The sequence below is a fragment of the Microbacterium salitolerans genome (assembly GCF_019720895.1).
Lineage (GTDB): Bacteria > Actinomycetota > Actinomycetes > Actinomycetales > Microbacteriaceae > Microbacterium.
The window spans coordinates 92,081-108,237 of record NZ_JAHKSH010000001.1 but is presented as its reverse complement, the minus strand read 5'-3'; the positions used below and the strand labels follow the sequence as shown (position 1 = coordinate 108,237).

The window sequence follows — 16,157 nt, the reverse complement described above, 5'->3', positions numbered from 1 at the left end:
CGTCAGCGCACGCGCGTGCGCAGGAACTCCTCGATGCGCTCGGGGATCCGGGCGGCCGCCGCGGAGCGCTCGTCGGCGTTGTTCGCGCGGATCTCGAGAACGGGGATCCCCTCGTCCTCGAGCGCCTCGGAGATGAGGCCGGCCCCGGCGGCGTCATCCGCGACCAGGTGCACGACGCCGTCGACACCGTGGGAGAGCGCCTCCTTGACGTACCACTCGCTCGACCACGGCGGCATGTACAGCTGGTCGGTGATGCCGACGAAGCGCGCGGCGAGAGTGCGAGTCGCATCGTCCCCGTACCGGAGGTACCCGTCGGCCGCGATCGCCAGGTACATCGACCACACGAACACCGCGCCGAACTCCTCCTGGAATCGGCGGTACATGTCGAGATCGCTCCACAGGCCGCGGCCGACCCACATGAGGCGCACGCGCTCGTCGGGGCAGATCGCCGTCTCCTCCTCCACGCGCTCCGCGACCTCGTCGTGCAGCCGCTTCGCCGCCCCCACCGCCCACTCGGTGCCGCGGTGCCACTGCGGCACCATGACCGCGGGCATCGTGTCGTTCACAGCGACGGGCGTCGGCCGGGCGCTCGCGATGAGATCGCGCGTGCGCCGATTCCACTCCGCCTGCTCGTTGCCGAGCTCGAGGATCCGCTCGAGTCGGCCGGTGTCGAGGATGCGCCCCGTGCGCTCCTCCAGCCACGTGATCAGTTCGCCGATCTCGTCCTGCAGCAGGTCGAGGCGGTCGGATCCGAAGGCCGCCTCCCACTGGTGCGGCACCAGATCCCACCAGGCGTGCGGCGCGGGATCCCCTCCCGTGCGCGACAGGAGGAACGTCTCGGTGCCATCGCGTTCGCCCCATTGCTCGAAGATCTTCTGCGTGATGTCGCCCGAACGCTCCGCGATGGCGAAGGTCGGCTGCGGCAGGCCTCCCCACGGCCGGTCGGCGTCGGCGAGATCCTGCTCGCCGAGCGGGATCGCGTCGTACTGCAGGCTGAAGTCGGGCAGCCCGCGCGCCGCCACGTGCGACAGCGCGGCGGGACTCATGCGCTTCGCGGCGATGATGGACGACCACCACTGCGTCACGACGTACGGGATGTCGAGGGCACGGAGGATCTCGTGCGGTGCGTCGGCGTTGACGATCGCGAGGGGCTCACCCGCTCGCGCGCGCTCGGCGAGGTCGAGGAACCACTGCTTCTGATAACGCGTGGCCTCGTGGGCGCTGCGCAGCCGGTCGGCGCTCATGCGCCCTCCTCCGTGATGCGATCCCGCAGCTCGCGCGCGGCATCGACCGCCTGAGTGCGCGCCGCGTCGGGGGCGATGCGTGTGCGGGCGACGAGGGGGACATCGATGGCGGCACGCTGTGCGGCGAGGTCCCACGCGGGCGCGTCGTCGAGCTCCCGCGCGAGTGAGATCACCCCTCTGGCCTTCGTCTCGGTCACCAGCGCGGCCAGAGCAGCCGCCCGCTCGGAGGAGCGCGACCGCTGCGCGAGCGGCGGACGGGCCGCATGGAGTCGCGCGATCTCGGCGGCGTCGCGTCCGGTGGGTCCGATCCACGCGGCGTCGCCCGTGTCGTGGTCGTCTCCCACGACGAGGAGCCCCTCGTTCTCGATCGCCGCGTAGACCGACGAATCAGGGTGGGATCCGCCCGTCACCACGACGGGGATCCCGGCGGCCGAGCGGTCGACGCGGTCGACCTCGAGAGCCGCCTCCTCGGGAGCGAGGGTCGCAGCGGCACGATAGGCGTCGAGCGCCGCGGCCCCGGTGACGCGCCCGCTCCTGCGCCGCGCGCGCAGTCCGCGCAGGGCGCCCCCCAGTGCGTCCTCCGACGCCGCAGCGGCCGCGAAGTCGCTGGGGCCCGATCCGGTGACCGCCTCGCAGAACTCGGTCAGCCGCGCGATGCGGCGCGCGACGAAGTGCTCTCGCGGGGACCCGGATCCGCGAGGCGCGTCGAACAGCGAGACGGGGAGCCGGACGCGCCCGCGCTCCGCGAGGACGCGGAGCACATAGAAGAGGCGGAGGTTCGCCGACGAGTCGTTGCAGACGACGAGACCCGCGAGGTGATCGTGCGCGCCCGCGAGGATCTCGTCGAGGATGCGCACGGCGACGACGTCCATCGCACCGAGCAGCTCTCGTGCCTCGCGCGACGTGTCGCCCTCCCACGCCCCGAGCAGCCGCGTGGGGACGGCACCGGCCGCGAGCGCGACCTGCCGGGGCAGGTCGGCGCCGACGACGCCGACGCGAGGAGTGCTGGTCACAGCACCCGATCCTCGCGCAGCGCGGCGATGCGCGCATCGTCGTAGCCCAGGCCGCGCAGAATGTCGTCCGTGTGCTCGCCGAGCTTGGGGGCGGGCGCCGACAGGTCGGCCTCGGTCCCCGAGAAGACCACGGGGACGCCGGAGCCGTACAGACCGTCGAAGTGGCCGAACTTGGGATGCACGAGCGGAACGACCTCGCGCCGATCGGTGACCTGCTTGTCGCGCACGGCCTCCGCCGTCGTGCGCACGGGGGCCGCCGGCGCGCCGTTCGCGTCGAGGGCCGCGAGCACCTCCCCCAGCGTGTGCTCCGCCGCCCATCCCGCGATCAGCCCGTGCAGGCGGTCGGCGTTCGCGACGCGCGCGTCGCGCGACCCGAATTCGTCAGACCCAAGCAGATCCTCGCGCCCCAGCGCACGCAGGACACCCGCCGAGAACTGATCGGTCGGCGCGCAGATCGCGAACCAGCCGTCGACCGCGCGGAACGTGCCGAAGGGGGCGAGGCGCGGAACGTAGGCGCCGGTGCGCAGCGGGAAGCCGACCGACTCGAGCGCATCGAACGGCTCGCAGGCCACGAGCGACGTGAGCGCGCCCAGCATCGACACGTCGACGTGCTGGCCGGTACCCGTCCGCTCGGCCTGCAGGCTCGCCGCGAGCGTTCCGATCACTCCGAACAGGGGGGCGACGAGGTCGCCGACGGGGAGCCCGAAGCGCACGGGCGGATCCCCTGGCTCCCCCGCCGTCGTCATGACGCCGCTGAGGGCCTGGATGATCGTGTCCATCGCCTTGCGATCGCCGTGATCGCCCGTCGCGCCGAACCCGCTGATCGACGTGTAGATGAGCTTCTCGTTCAGCGGCCGCACCGCCTCGTAGTCGATGCCGAGCCGCTTCGTGACGCCGGAGCTGTAGTTCTCGACGAGGATGTCGGCGTCCTTGACGAGGTCGAACAGCACCGCGCGGCTGTCGGGGTGCTTGAGGTTGAGGGTGATCGACTGCTTGCCGCGGCCGCGCAGCATCATCGACACGGACATGTCGTCGTCCGAGGTGCGGCGCAGACTCAGGCCGTCGGACGTGACGTACGGCGAGTTGTTGCGCGACGAGTCGCCGCCCCGCGTCGGGTTCTCGACCTTGATGACACGCGCCCCGAGCCCCGCGAGCAGCAGCGTCGCGTAGGGGCCTGCGAGAGCGGTCGTGAGGTCGATGACCGTCTTTCCTTCCAGGGGCTTCGTCGTCATCGGGTCGTCTCCTTCGATCCTGTGATGCGGAGGTGGTCACCACGCCACGCGAACTCGGTGCCGAGTCCGGCGTCGCGGGTGATGGTGCGGATGTAGTCGGCGACGTCCTCGCCGCCGTCGGAACGCGAGAGCGGCACGGGGCGGGACCGCGCGTCGATGCGACACGGGATCAGGGCGGCGTCGACGCCCTCATCGGTGATCTCGACTGCCGCGATGGCCGTGTTCCGGCTGTCGGGGTGGAAGGGGTAGTCGGGGGTGCTCGGATCCGGGGCGAACCCGAACAGGCGCACGCGCTCGCGCGCCCACGCACGTCGCTCGGGGCTGTCGTCGGCGGATCCGCCGAGTGCGCGCGTGACGGTCGCGAAGTTGCCGAGGCCGTGGAAGATCGGACGCCCGCGGTAGACATCGACGCCCTTCATGATGTGCGCGTGGTGGCCGATGACGGCGGCGGCTCCGGCGTCGATCGCCGCCCGGGAGATCTCGTGCTCGTAGGCGGCGATGTCGACCGGCTGATGGACGAGGCCCTTGTGCAGCGCGACGACGACGTCGGCGTCGCGCGCGGCCGCGGCGATCGCGTCCGACAGGATCCGCAGATCGCCCGGATCTGCGAACGTGAACACGCGAGGCGGACCGCCGGGGTTCGCGCCGCGGGTCTCGTAGTGCGTGACGACATCGACGCTCGCGCAGCCGGGCTTGGCCGATCCGGCGCGCGTCTCGCGCGGGCCGACGCAGTTGACGCTGATGACGGCGACCCTGCGGCCCGCCCGCTCGATCACCGCAGGAGCCCATGCCTCGTCGGCATCGCCGCCGGCCCCCGTCGTGAGGATTCCCCGCTCCGCGCAGTGCCGACGGGTGTCGGCGATGCCGTCCGGGCCGAGGTCGAAGACGTGGTTGCCCGCGAGCGTCGCGATGTCGAAGCCCGCCTCCGCGACGCCGTCGAGCGCCGTCGGAGGCGCAGGGATGGCAGGCACGTCCGCCGTCATCTGCACGCCGCGTTCCGTGTGCGGCACCTCGAGGTGGCCGATCACGACGTCGGCCGCGGCGAGCGCGGGCGCGGCGAACTCGAACAGCGGACGCGAGTCGTCGCGCTCGAGAACGAGGTCGCCGGTCGCGTGGACGACGACCATCAGGAGGCCTCGGCGTCGGCGCGCCCCGAACGCGCGAGGAAGGTGCGCAGGCGCTCCGACTGCGGATCCGCGAAGAACGCGTCGGCGGGACGGTCCTCGATGATCCGGCCGTCGGACATGAAGACGCAGCGATCTGCCACGTGGCGCGCGAAGTCGAGCTCGTGCGTGACGACGATCATCGTCCGTCCCGTCTGGGCGAGCTGCTTCATCGTCTGCAGCACCTCGTCGACGAGCTCGGGATCGAGCGCGCTCGTCGGCTCGTCGAACAGGAGGATCCGCGGATCCACCGCGACCGAGCGCACGATCGCGACGCGCTGCTGCTGGCCGCCCGAGAGCTGCTTCGGATACGCATCGGCCTTCTCGGCGAGTCCCACGCGGCCCAGCAGGTCGAGCGCGTGCGCCCTCGCCTCGGCGGGCGGGACGCCGTGCACATGGATCGGGGCCTCGGTCACGTTGCGCAGCACCGTCCAGTGCGGGAACAGGTTGAACTGCTGGAACACCATGCTCATGCGTCGCCGCTGCCGCTGCCGCCCCGCGTCCGTCATGGGGCGCAGGTGCCCGCCGATCTCCTCGAATCCGAGCAGCTCGCCGTCGAGTCGCATGGATCCGCCGTCGATCGTCTCGAGCTGGTCGATGCAGCGCACGAGCGTCGACTTGCCCGACCCGGAGGGGCCGAGGATCGCGACCACCTCGCCCTCGTAGACGCTCATGGTGGCGCCGTCGAGCGCGTCGTCGTCGCCGAAGCGCTTGCGCACGCCCGTCACCTCGACGACGGGCTGCTCCTCGGCACGCTGGGGCTGGACGATGAGCCCTGACTCCTCTGCGATGTTCACTCTGCGATCTCCTTCGGGCGCGTGCGGGCGACGGGCGTCCTGGCGGATCCGCGGCCGAAGTGGTCCTCGACGCGGCGCTGCACGATCGTCAGCACGGTGACGACGACGAGGTACCAGATGACCGCAACGACCAGCATCGGCACGACCTCGTAGGTGCGGTTGTAGATCACCTGCACGGCGTGCAGCAGGTCGCCCATCGCGATCACCGACACGAGCGATGTGCCCTTGAGCAGCGCGATGACCTGAGACCCGGTCGGCGGCAGGATGACGCGCATCGCCTGCGGGAGGATGACGCGGGTGAAGGTGTGCCAGCGACTGAATCCCATGGCCGCGGCGCCGTCGCGCTGCCCCTGGTCGACCGACAGGATCCCCCCGCGGATGATCTCCGCCATATACGCCGCCTCGTGCAGCGAGAGGCCGATGATGGCGGCCGTCAGCGGCGTGATGATGTCGTTCGTCGACCAGCTGAACAGCTCCGGTCCGAACGGCACGCCGGCCTCGATCCGGGGAACCAGGTAGGCGAGGTTGTACCAGAAGATGAGCTGCACGAGAGGCGGGACGCCGCGGAAGAAGCCGACGAACGCGATGCAGGCGAGCTTGAGGGGGAGGAAGTCGCTCAGCTGACCCGCTGCGAGGAACGTGCCCAGGATCGACCCGAGCACCATCCCGATCGCGGTGAGCGCGAGGCTCATGCCCAGGCCCATGAGCACGCTCGGGCTGAAGAGGTAGGAGCCCACGACGTCCCACTCGAACCGCTCGTTGCTGACGAGGAACCAGACGATGCTCGCCGCAACGAGAAGGATGAGTGCGCCGCCGATGATCCGGCCAGGCCGGACCCGTGGTCGCGCCGTCGCGACGTCGACCGCCTCGGCAGCCGGGTTCGTGTGGATCGTCGCGGGTGCCATGACCGTCACTCGGCCTCCGTCGTCGGGTTCAGCACGGGCGCGTCGACGGCGACGTCGGAGATGCCCCACTCCTCCATGATCCGGTCGTACTCGCCGTTGTCGAAGATGTTCTCGAAGGCCGCGAGCATCGGCTCGGCGAGCCCCATGTCCTTGGGGAGGAACATCGCGAGCTGGTCGACACCGGCCCCCTGCTCATCGGTCTGCACGACGTACTCGTACGTGTCGGGGTCCGCCGCCTGCAGGTCGATGGCGCCGCCCTGCGTCGTCGCGGCGTAGTCGGCGCGATCGGAGTTCACCGCGAGGAAGGTCGCGTTCGAGTCGGCGAGGCCGATGAACTCCGGCGCTCCGAGACCGTTGCTGTCACACCACTCCGCATAGTGCTCGAGCTGCGACTCGGAGACGGATCCCGTCACACCGGCGACCCGGGAATCGCAGAGGGCCTCGGGATCCGAGAGCTCGTCGGCCCGCTCGGCGAGGTAGACGTACGACGTGCGCGTCGTCATCCAGACGATCGCATCGAACTGCTCCTGGCGCTCGGGCGTCGCTCGCACGGGACCGTTGAACGCGTCATAGCGGCCGGAGAGCATGCCGGTGAGCATCGCGTCGAGCCCGGAGGCCGTCTCGAACACGAACGGAACGCCCAGCTCCTCGGACAGCGCGGCCTGCAGATCGGGGTCGATTCCCGTGAAGGATCCGTCCTCCTCGATCGTGCGATAGGGCGGATGGGTGTCGCCGGCCATCGTGATCTGACCAGCGTCTTTGATCTCGTCGGGCAGCTGTTCGTAGAGCGGCGCGTCGGCCGAGGCGCCGCCTGTCGCGTCGTCAGCCGCCTCGTCGCCGCCGGACGGGGAGCAGGACGCGAGAGTGAGGGCCGCGACCGCAAGAGCGGCGGGGGTCGCGATTCGGGTGAGCTTCATCGGACGTCTCCACATCTTCGTGAATGAGGCGCGGGTCGTTGCGCATCGAGAAAGTATCATATGGATTGATATTCAAGAAGCGTTCGGGCGCATCCGCCGGGGCGCAGACGGATGTCGAAGCGGCGGACGGAACCCGAGGATCCGTCCGCCGCTTCCGCTGCGTTCTCGGGGAGGATCAGCCCGTGTAGGTCCCCCAGTCGCGGATGTCCCACATCCGTGCGGGCGCTCCGTGCGGGGCGCGCTGGAGGAAGCGCACATCGCCGAGTTCCGCCGACGCCGCCTGACGCAGCTCGTCGGCACGAACCTCGAGCCTCGCCGGCGCCATCGACGACCAGCGGCCGCTGCGGATGCGTTCGAACAGGGCGCTCACAGCGACCGCTTCCTCGGCCGCCGTGAAGGTGCAGTGCCCGTCAGCGGAGACGGTCAGCTGGCGCAGCATCGCCCTGTCCCCCGCCGCGCGAACCGTCTCGGCGTACGCGTCGTCGTCCTGCGTGGATCCGGCGCCGTCGCCCGTCGTGTGCAGCGACAGGACCGGGACGTCGAGCTCCCCCGTGAACGTCGAGGTGCGCTCGACGAAGCCGACCGCCTCGGGGTCCGCCGAGATCCGCTCCGCCCGCGCGAGGGTCTCGAGATCGTCGCGCAGGTCGAGCCCCGCCGCCCGGTACGCCCCGGCGACCTCGCTCCACCGCCCCGAGGCGCGCAGCTCGTCCGCGTAGTCGACGTCGTCGTTCCACGAGAAGACGCCGCCGACGGTGCGCTCGTAGCCGACGCGCACGTGGGAGCCCATGGCGAACGGGAGGTGCTCGAGGTATCGGTCGATGCGCGCGTCCAGATCGGCGAGCGGCTCCCCCGACGCCGGATCGACGGCGGGGATCTTGGCGAGCGCGGCGGCGAGGGCCGCCCGAGCGCGCCCCTCCGTCGATGATCCCGTCATGTCGACGAGATCGGTCATCGCGGCCAGTTCAGCGCCCGCGTCGTGGATGCCGACGATCTGCATCGTCGAACTCGGATCCACGAGCTCGCGCAGTGCGAACGCGGTGTCGAGCTTGTAGTTCCACGTGCTGATGTTGCCCGCACCGCCACCGCACATCGGAAGCGCGCCGTCGAGCCAGTCAGGCTGCGCGTCGACGATGATGCGCGTCGTCAGGCCGCCCTGCGATCGGCCCGCGACGACGGCGCTGTCGGGCGCGACCCCGGCCGCTTCACCGAATGCGCGGTACGCGGCACTTGCGTTGTCGCGATCCTGCAGGAGATCCCAGTCGTCGCTGAGGTCGTAGCCGATCACGCCGTAGCCCGCATCCGTCAGCCAGTCGACCGACGGGGTGTCGAGGTCCGGACGCCCGGGCAGGACGACGAGGTCGCCGTTCCAGTCGCTGGGCTTGTGGAGTGCGTAGGTCGCCCCGCCGAGCAGGGTGCCATCGGCCGTCATCTCATCGGCGGCGCCCGCCGGAGCGGCGACCACGACCGGCGCGGCGACGGCGAACGCCGCGCAGACTCCTGCGATGGTCCTGCGCGCCCGCGTCATCGGATCTCCTCCCGCTCAGGGCGCAGCATGCGGTCCGGAACGATCTGCGCGAATCCCTCGTCTCTGCGCGCGAGACCGCTCGACGCGGCGATCTCGTCGGCGGCGGCATCGAGTGCGCGCGGGGTCGCGAAGTTCGCCCACCGGCCGGTGTCGAGCCGCGTCTGGAGCGCCGACAGGACGGCCGCGACCTCCGCATCTGCGAAGTCGCAGTGGCCGGGTCGATCGACGAACGCCTGCCGCAGGAGCGCGGCGTCGCCGTTCGCGCGCACGCGATCGGCGTAGGTGCGCGCCTGCGTGACCGTCGGCGCGGTGTCACCGGTCTCGTGGAGGGTGAGCACCGGGCCGGCGATATCGCCCGTCGGCGTCGCGTTGCGCTGCATGTAGGCGACCGCGTCCGCGTCCGCCGAGATGCGGTCACCGCCGTCGATCGCCGCGAGGTCCGCCCTCAGGTCGAGGCCGGCCTCCGCATAGAGCGCGCGCACGAGCCGCGCGTTCGGCGACCCCGCCAGACCCGCCGCATAGTCGACACCGGTGTTCCACGAGAACACGCCGCCGGCGCGCTCCTCGAGAGGCTGCCGCGGCGAGACGACGCCCCACATGAAGGCGTCGTAGAGCTGCTCCTGCTGCGCGTCCCAGTCCCGCCCGCCTGGCTCCGGCGTCCCGGGCTGAGTCCAGGTGGGAACCTGCGCGAGGCTCGCGGCCAAGGCGATGCGCGCCCGTCCTTCCGGCGTCGCCTGCGCCTCGTCGACGACCTCGCGGAACGCGGCCTGGCGGCTCATCTCGTCCCGCACGTCGACGAGCTCGAGGCGATCATCGTCCGGCGCGAGCAGCATCCGCAGGGCGAACGTGCCATCGAGGGATCCGTTGAGCATGGGGATCGCACCGGCGACGGATCCGCAGAGCGGCAGGGCCGCGTCGAACACGTCGGGGCGGGCCTCCATGAGCGCCGCAGATACCTGCCCGCCCATCGACGCGCCCCACGCGACGACATCGTCGGGCTCGCCCACCTCGACCTCGATCGCATCGACGACAGCCGGCTGATCGGCGAGCAGCGCCTCGACGGCCCACCCTCCGCTCGCGCTGCTCGTGCCGGCGACCACGTACCCCTCGTCGACGAGCCATTCGACGAGCGAGTCGGTCGGGCCGCCGACGGGAGTGCCTCCGCCCCCGCCATAGCCGGGACTCCACACGAGCGCGGTGCCGTTCCACGCGTCGGGGACGTGCAGCACGTAGGTGCCGCCGCTCGGCAGGGTGCCGTGCACGGTATCTGCAGCCGTGGCCGGGCCTGCTGTGAGGAGCGCGGCCGCAACGGCTGCTCCCGTCGCCGCCGCCATCGCGTGCGTGCGTCTTCTCGGCATGATCGTCCCTCCCGCGTCCTCGTCATCGCGGACGCGTGTCGTGCCGCACAGGGAACATCGTCGTCCGCCTGCGCGGATGTGAACAAAACATTCTTTTGATCGGGCAGACACCAATGTGTTGCCTATATTCGCCGCCAGTGAACCACGGGTGCGAACCGGACTCAAGGGAGGAACGTCATTGACTCCCGGCGCAGACGGTGCTGTACTGGGCCTCGTCCGTCATCTGCCATTGCATCAGCGTCGAGCAATAGGCCACAGATTCACGTTCTGTAGAAATGGGAGAGTCTGCCCATACTGCTCCCCCGAACGCGCGACTCCGGCATCGACGCCCGAGAACAGGAAGCCATCATCATGCGCAGGTCCGTCATCACGATCGCCGCACTGGCCGCGACAGGGCTCGTCCTCGCCGCCTGCGGCGCGAGTCCCAACGCACGCCCCGCCGACGACGCCGACACGGAGGGCGGGGCCCCATCGGAGCTCGTGTTCGCCGTCGTCCCCACGGACAACAGCGAGGAGCTGCAGAAGTCCTTCGAACCGATCGTCGCCGCCATCGAGGACGCGACGGGGATCCCCACCTCGATCGAAGCTGTGAGCAGCAACGCCGGCGTGATCGAGGCACAGGCCGCCGAGCGTGTCGATGTCGCCGTCTACGGCGCCTTCTCCTACTACCTCGCCGAGGACGTCGCCGACGTCACCCCCGTCGCGATGGATCAGCTGACTCCCGAAGCCGGATCGGGTGCCGTGCAGTCGCTCGGCATCGTCGCCCCCGGATCCGAGATCGCCGGAATCGAGGACGTGGCAGGCGCCGACGTGTGCTTCACGGATCCCGCGTCGTCGACCGGCTACCTCGCGCCCGCGGCCGGCCTCATCGAGGCCGGCATCGATCCGGAGAAGGACGTGAATCCGATCTTCGTCGGGTCGCACGACGTCGCGGTGACGCAGATGCTGGCCGGTGACTGCGACGTCGCGTTCGTCGCCGCGCCGTTCGTGACGTCGATCCTCCCCGCACGCGGGATCATCGCCGACGGCGACACCGAGACCATCTGGACCTCTCCCGACATCCCCGGCACGCCGCTCGTCCTCGGCGACTGGCTCGACGAGGACCTTCGCGCGGAGATCACAGATGCGGTGCTCGCGTACGACGCCGTCTCCGCTATGGAGGCCGGCCTCTGCGCCGAGGACACCCAGCGCGAAGCCCCGGAGCCCTGGGGTGACGAGTACGCGGGCGGCACCGCGTGCCTCTGGGGAGGGACGGGCGCATTCGCCTTCGAGCCCGCCGACGACTCCGACTACGACGCGATCCGCGAGATCTGCGACGCCACGCAGGCCGACGTGTGCCGGAGCGAGTGAGAGAGATGACGAGCATGACGGCAGAGGACGTGCGGGATCCGGGCACCGTGACGGCGGCCCCGTCGATCGCGCTGCGCGACGTCGGGATGCGATTCGGCGAGAAGACCGTGCTCGCCGGCGTCGACCTCGATGTTCATCCCGGCGAGTTCGTGGCGCTCGTCGGCCCCTCCGGGGCCGGCAAGTCCACCCTGCTCCGCCTGCTGAACGGCAGTCACCGGCCCACGACGGGGCGCATCGACGTGCTGGGCACCGATCCCGCGACGTGCGGGCGGCGCGATCTGCGGCGGCTGCGCTCGCGCGTGGGCTTCGTGTTCCAGCAGTTCGGCCTGGTCGGACGCCTCAGCGCGCTCGAGAACGTGCTCATGGGCGCGCTCGGCTCGCTGCGACTCCCGCGGTACGGCGCCGCCACCTACCCGCGCGCACTGCGGGAGCGCGCGGTGGCGAACCTGGAGCGAGTCGGGCTCGCGGACGAGCGATTCCAGCGGTGCGACACCCTGTCCGGCGGACAGCAGCAGCGCGTCGCGATCGCGCGCACCCTCATGCAGGAGGCAGAGCTCGTCCTCGCCGACGAGCCGGTCGCGTCGCTCGATCCGAACGCGAGCGTCTCCGTTCTCGAGACGTTGAAGAAGCTTGCGGCCGAAGACGGATTCACCGTCGTGTGCTCGCTGCACCAGGTCGATCTCGCCCTGATGGTCTCCGATCGCGTCGTCGCCGTGCGCGACGGATCCTTCGTCCTGGACACCCCGACCGCCGAGACGGACGAGGCGGAGATCCGGTCGGTGTATCGGAACGCGCGAGATGCCTGACGTGACCGCGACCCTCACGCCCCCCTCGGCGCGGGCGGCCGCCATCGCGCAACGGCGCCGCGCCCTGAGCTCGGCCGCGATCCCCCTCGCCTACCTGCTCGTCACCGCATTCGGGATGTGGTGGATCGACATCCGCCCCGCCGCACTCGCGAGCGGCATGGACGACATCGCCCGCCTCATCGAGCGGATGGTGCCGCCGACGACCGGCGATCTGCCGAGCCTCCTCTCGCTGGCCATCGAAACCCTCTGGATCGCCATCGCCGGGACCGGACTCGCGACGATCGCCTCGATCTTCCTCGCGGCGGCATCGTCCCGTCATTTCAGCGGTCCGCGGCTCGTGCAATGGCTGGCGCGCGCGATCATCGTCGTCACGCGCGCCATTCCGTCGCTGATCTTCGCGATCATCTTCGTGCGTCTGTTCGGGCTGGGCCCGCTCGCGGGGGCACTCGCGATCGCCGTCCACTCCGTGGGGATGATCGGCAAGATGATGGCCGACGTCTTCGACGAGCAGGCGCCCGACCCGCGCGACGCCGTCGCGGCGGTGGGAGCAGGACGCGCCCAGAACTTCGTGGCGACCACGCTGAGCCGCGCGCTGCCGGCCGTCACCTCGCTCGTGCTCTACCGTCTCGACATCAACATCCGCGCCTCGGCGGTGCTCGGCCTCGTCGGCGCCGGCGGCATCGGCGTCGCCCTGCAGACCGCGATCGGCTCGCTCGACTACCCGCGTGCGGCCGGGATCATCGTCGTCATCGTCGCCATGCTGCTGGCGCTCGAGCTCATCTCGTATCTCGCCCAGCGAGCCACAGCCGAGCACGCCGATGAGACGACCGCCGCGCAGCTGTACGGCGCGCGCCAGGACCGCGCAGCGCTCGGGTGGAACCGGACGCGCACGCTCCACGTCGCCGGAAGCGGCGTGGCCGCGGCGGTGTTTCTCATCGCGCTGACCCAGCTCTCGATCGACCCCGCTCGCATCGCGCGCTCCTGGGGCACCGCGATCCAGATGCTCCAGGGCTTCTTCCCGCCCGTGTTCTCCGCCGAGATCGCGCTCGGGATCTTCGAGAGCGTGCTCATGGCCATCTCCGCGACGACGTTCGGGGTCGTCTTCGGGCTTGTCATCGCCGTCCTGTCGACCCGCCATCTGATCCGATTCGAACCGCTCGCGATCATCCTGCGCCTCGCGGTCGTCGTCATGCGCGGGATCCCGGACATCATCTATGCGCTCATATTCGTGGCCGCGCTGGGTCTGGGCCCCTTCGCGGGGTTCCTCGCGCTCACGATCTCCGCCACCGCGCTCGCCTCGAAGTTCTTCACCGACTCGCTCCAGAACGTGGATCCCGCTCCCCTGCGTGCCCTGGAGGCCACCGGTGCCAGTCGACTCCAGGTGTTCGTCAGCGGCGTCTGGCCGCAGTTCGTGCCGAGCTTCATCGCCAACAGCCTGTTCACGTCCGACCTGTCGCTGCGCGAATCCGCCGTTCTCGGCATCGTCGGCGCCGGCGGGATCGGGTTCCTCCTCGAGGAGTCCGTGGCGACCCTCGACTATCAGGTGACCGCGGGGATCCTCCTCGGCCTGATCGTGGTGGTCGTCGGGCTCGAAGCCGTCGCGCGCTGGGCGCGGAAGAAGGTGATCTGACATGGCAGAGTGCCCCTTCGGATACGGATCCGCCGACACGCGCGAACGCGCACAGCGCGACTCCGAGTGGTCGCCCTCGCTCGACGAGACGTTCGGGAGCGCCCACGCCGAGTACGCCGACCTGAGACACGAGAACCCCTTCCCGTGGAGCGAGGACTTCGGCGGATTCTGGGCGGCGACCACCTACGCCGACATCGTGCGGATCGCGCAGGACGACGACGGCTTCATCACCTCGGTCCAGAACGTGGTCCCCCACGTGCCGCGCAGCTCGCGCCGGCCACCGCTGCACTTCGACCCACCCGAGCACACCGCGTACCGGCAGGCGATCGACCCCGTCCTCCGCCGCAGCGTCGTGCGCGCACAGGAGAGCGCGTTCCGGGCGAGCGCGGAGCGGCTCGTCGACGAGATGCTGGGGGCAGCGGCTCCCGATGGCGTCTCCGGCCTCGCCGCACCGTTCGCGATGGAGTGCTTCGCCGCATTCCTCGGCGTCGCGCCGGACCTCACCCGGCATGTGCGCGAGGTCGGCGTGCGGTACAGCTTCGCCATCCAGGACATGGACGACGCCGTCATCGCCGAATGCAGCACGGAGCTGTACGAGATCGCAGAGAAGGTCTATCGCGACCGGCTCGCAGAGGATCCGGATCCCGCACGCGACCTCATCGCGAGCCTGCACGTCGCCGCGGGGGATCCGTCGAACGACATCACCGAGAAGACCGCGATCGCGACGGTGCGGCAGATGATCGTCGCCGGGATGGGGGCGCCGCAGGCCGTCATCGGCAGCTGCGTCGCCCACCTCGCCCAGGACGCCGATCTCCAGCAGCGCCTCCGCCGCACCCCCGAGGACATCCCCGCGGCGGCCGAGGAGCTTCTGCGCCTGCATGCGCCGTACCGTGTGTTCGCGCGCACGGCACGACGCGATGTGGAGGTGCACGGGCGGCTCGTGCGCGAGGGCGAGCCCGTCGCGCTCCTCTTCCCCTCCGCCAATCGCGATGACGACGCCTTCGAGGATCCGGATCGATTCGTGCTCCATCGGCCGCAGAACTCGCACCTGGCCTTCGGCCGGGGTGCCCACCGGTGCCCCGCTGCGACGATGGGCCGCATGGAGGTCGTCATCGCCCTCGAGACTCTGCTGTCGAAGACGTCGTCCTTCGCTCTCAGCGGCGAGATCCAGATGATGAACTGGCTCGAATACGGACCGCGTTCCGTGCCGCTCTCCCTCGCTCCGGCGCGGTGACACAATCAGCATCATGACCGCGACGCCGCCGAACCTGCCGCGCCACCAGCAGGGACCGCGTTCTCAGCAGCTGCTGATGGTGCTGCTGGGCGACTACTGGTTCGCCCGCAGCGAGCCGATCCCGTCGGCCGTGCTCGTCGAGCTGATGCGCGCCTTCGACGTCACACCCAGCGGGGCGCGCGCCGCGATCCAGCGCCTGGCCCAGCGCGGCGTCCTCTACGGGGTCAAGGAGGGACGCCAGACCTCCTACGGCGTGCCGGCCATGACGCAGGAGCGCATCAACACCCACGTGGTCTCGCTCTTCCGCAGTCACCTCCCCCAGGAATGGGACGGCCGCTGGACCCTCGTGGGCTACTCGCTTCCGGACGCCGAGCGCGACGCGCGACGCACCCTCCGTGAGACGCTGCGCCAGCTGCGCTTCGGCCCGCTGTACGACGGGATGTGGATCCGTCCGGGCGACCACCGCGCGCTCATCCAGGAGGAGCTGTCCGAGAACCGGGAGCACCTGACGGTCGTCACGGACGCTCGGCTCGGTGACGACGAAGCGCAGGCCGTGTCCTCGGCGTTCGGCCTCGACGAGCTCGCGGGCGCCTACCGTGCGTTCATCGCGGAGTGGACCCCGCTCGCTCGTCGCCTCGACCAGGTCGGTCGCGAGGGTGTGATCGCGCTGATGTCGGAGCGATCCGCCCGGCCCGGAGACGAAGCCCTGCGCCTGCGCACGTCGATCATGCGCGAGTGGCGCGAGCTGCGCCGCCGCGACCCCCGCCTGCCGCATGCTCTGCTCGGAGCCGACTTCCCGATGCATCGCGCGGTCGACGTATGTGCCGCCGTGTACGACTCGCTCGGCCCCTTGGCTGAGGCGGCCTTCCGGCGCATGCTCGAGCCCGCCCGCGATGATCTGGCCCCCCTCGTCACCCACCACACATTCGCGGCGTCGAGCGCACTGCTGTCGTCGGCGTGAGCGGAGCGCGACCTGTTGAGGT

General features: G+C 70.6%; 14 protein-coding genes. 5 read left to right on the top strand and 9 right to left on the bottom strand.

Features of this window, described 5'->3' with window-relative positions; genetic code table 11:
- Positions 1-2 precede the first annotated feature (2 nt).
- The 9 genes from KOL93_RS00515 to KOL93_RS00475 form a co-directional block, all read right to left on the bottom strand.
- Positions 3-1,244, bottom strand: a complete 1,242-nt coding sequence (locus KOL93_RS00515) for a 2-hydroxyacyl-CoA dehydratase family protein (protein ID WP_221583353.1) — start codon at positions 1,242-1,244, stop codon at positions 3-5.
- A complete protein-coding gene (locus KOL93_RS00510; protein ID WP_221583352.1) occupies positions 1,241-2,257 on the bottom strand; it encodes a 2-hydroxyacyl-CoA dehydratase family protein in 1,017 nt (338 codons plus the stop codon). The genes KOL93_RS00515 and KOL93_RS00510 overlap by 4 nt, the downstream gene beginning before the upstream one ends.
- Complete coding sequence (locus KOL93_RS00505) at positions 2,254-3,489, bottom strand: CaiB/BaiF CoA transferase family protein (RefSeq protein WP_221583351.1); 1,236 nt, start codon at positions 3,487-3,489, stop codon at positions 2,254-2,256. Before KOL93_RS00505 ends, KOL93_RS00510 begins: the two co-directional genes overlap by 4 nt.
- Positions 3,486-4,616: a CapA family protein gene (locus tag KOL93_RS00500; RefSeq protein WP_221583350.1), complete on the bottom strand. Its 1,131-nt coding sequence runs from the start codon at positions 4,614-4,616 to the stop codon at positions 3,486-3,488. The genes KOL93_RS00505 and KOL93_RS00500 overlap by 4 nt, the downstream gene beginning before the upstream one ends.
- Positions 4,616-5,449 (bottom strand): amino acid ABC transporter ATP-binding protein, encoded by an 834-nt coding sequence (locus KOL93_RS00495; RefSeq protein ID WP_308291492.1) that lies wholly within the window; start codon positions 5,447-5,449, stop codon positions 4,616-4,618. The genes KOL93_RS00500 and KOL93_RS00495 overlap by 1 nt, the downstream gene beginning before the upstream one ends.
- Positions 5,446-6,354 carry an amino acid ABC transporter permease gene (locus KOL93_RS00490; protein WP_221583846.1) on the bottom strand — a complete coding sequence of 303 codons (909 nt, stop codon included), beginning with the start codon at positions 6,352-6,354 and terminating at the stop codon, positions 5,446-5,448. Before KOL93_RS00490 ends, KOL93_RS00495 begins: the two co-directional genes overlap by 4 nt.
- 5 nt (positions 6,355-6,359) lie before the next feature.
- Positions 6,360-7,271, bottom strand: a complete 912-nt coding sequence (locus tag KOL93_RS00485; protein WP_221583349.1) for a transporter substrate-binding domain-containing protein — start codon at positions 7,269-7,271, stop codon at positions 6,360-6,362.
- A 175-nt stretch (positions 7,272-7,446) separates the two neighbouring features.
- The gene (locus tag KOL93_RS00480; protein ID WP_221583348.1) at positions 7,447-8,796 is read right to left on the bottom strand and encodes a hypothetical protein; all 1,350 of its coding nucleotides are present in this window, start codon (positions 8,794-8,796) and stop codon (positions 7,447-7,449) included.
- Complete coding sequence (locus KOL93_RS00475; RefSeq protein ID WP_221583347.1) at positions 8,793-10,154, bottom strand: alpha/beta hydrolase family protein; 1,362 nt, start codon at positions 10,152-10,154, stop codon at positions 8,793-8,795. The genes KOL93_RS00480 and KOL93_RS00475 overlap by 4 nt, the downstream gene beginning before the upstream one ends.
- Before the next feature lie 351 nt (positions 10,155-10,505).
- On the opposite strand from KOL93_RS00475, the gene KOL93_RS00470 reads away from it, so the two are divergent.
- From KOL93_RS00470 to KOL93_RS00450, 5 genes are read left to right on the top strand one after another with little or no spacing between them, the layout of a single operon-like run.
- On the top strand, positions 10,506-11,504 hold the full coding sequence (locus tag KOL93_RS00470) for a phosphate/phosphite/phosphonate ABC transporter substrate-binding protein (RefSeq protein ID WP_221583346.1): 999 nt from the start codon (positions 10,506-10,508) through the stop codon (positions 11,502-11,504).
- 14 nt (positions 11,505-11,518) lie between these two features.
- Complete coding sequence (phnC, locus tag KOL93_RS00465) at positions 11,519-12,310, top strand: phosphonate ABC transporter ATP-binding protein (protein WP_260405821.1); 792 nt, start codon at positions 11,519-11,521, stop codon at positions 12,308-12,310.
- A gap of 1 nt (position 12,311) precedes the next feature.
- A complete protein-coding gene (phnE, locus tag KOL93_RS00460; RefSeq protein WP_221583344.1) occupies positions 12,312-13,940 on the top strand; it encodes a phosphonate ABC transporter, permease protein PhnE in 1,629 nt (542 codons plus the stop codon).
- 1 nt (position 13,941) lies between these two features.
- Positions 13,942-15,174 (top strand): cytochrome P450, encoded by a 1,233-nt coding sequence (locus KOL93_RS00455; RefSeq protein WP_221583343.1) that lies wholly within the window; start codon positions 13,942-13,944, stop codon positions 15,172-15,174.
- A gap of 13 nt (positions 15,175-15,187) precedes the next feature.
- Positions 15,188-16,135, top strand: a complete 948-nt coding sequence (locus KOL93_RS00450; protein ID WP_221583342.1) for a PaaX family transcriptional regulator — start codon at positions 15,188-15,190, stop codon at positions 16,133-16,135.
- Positions 16,136-16,157 lie beyond the last annotated feature (22 nt).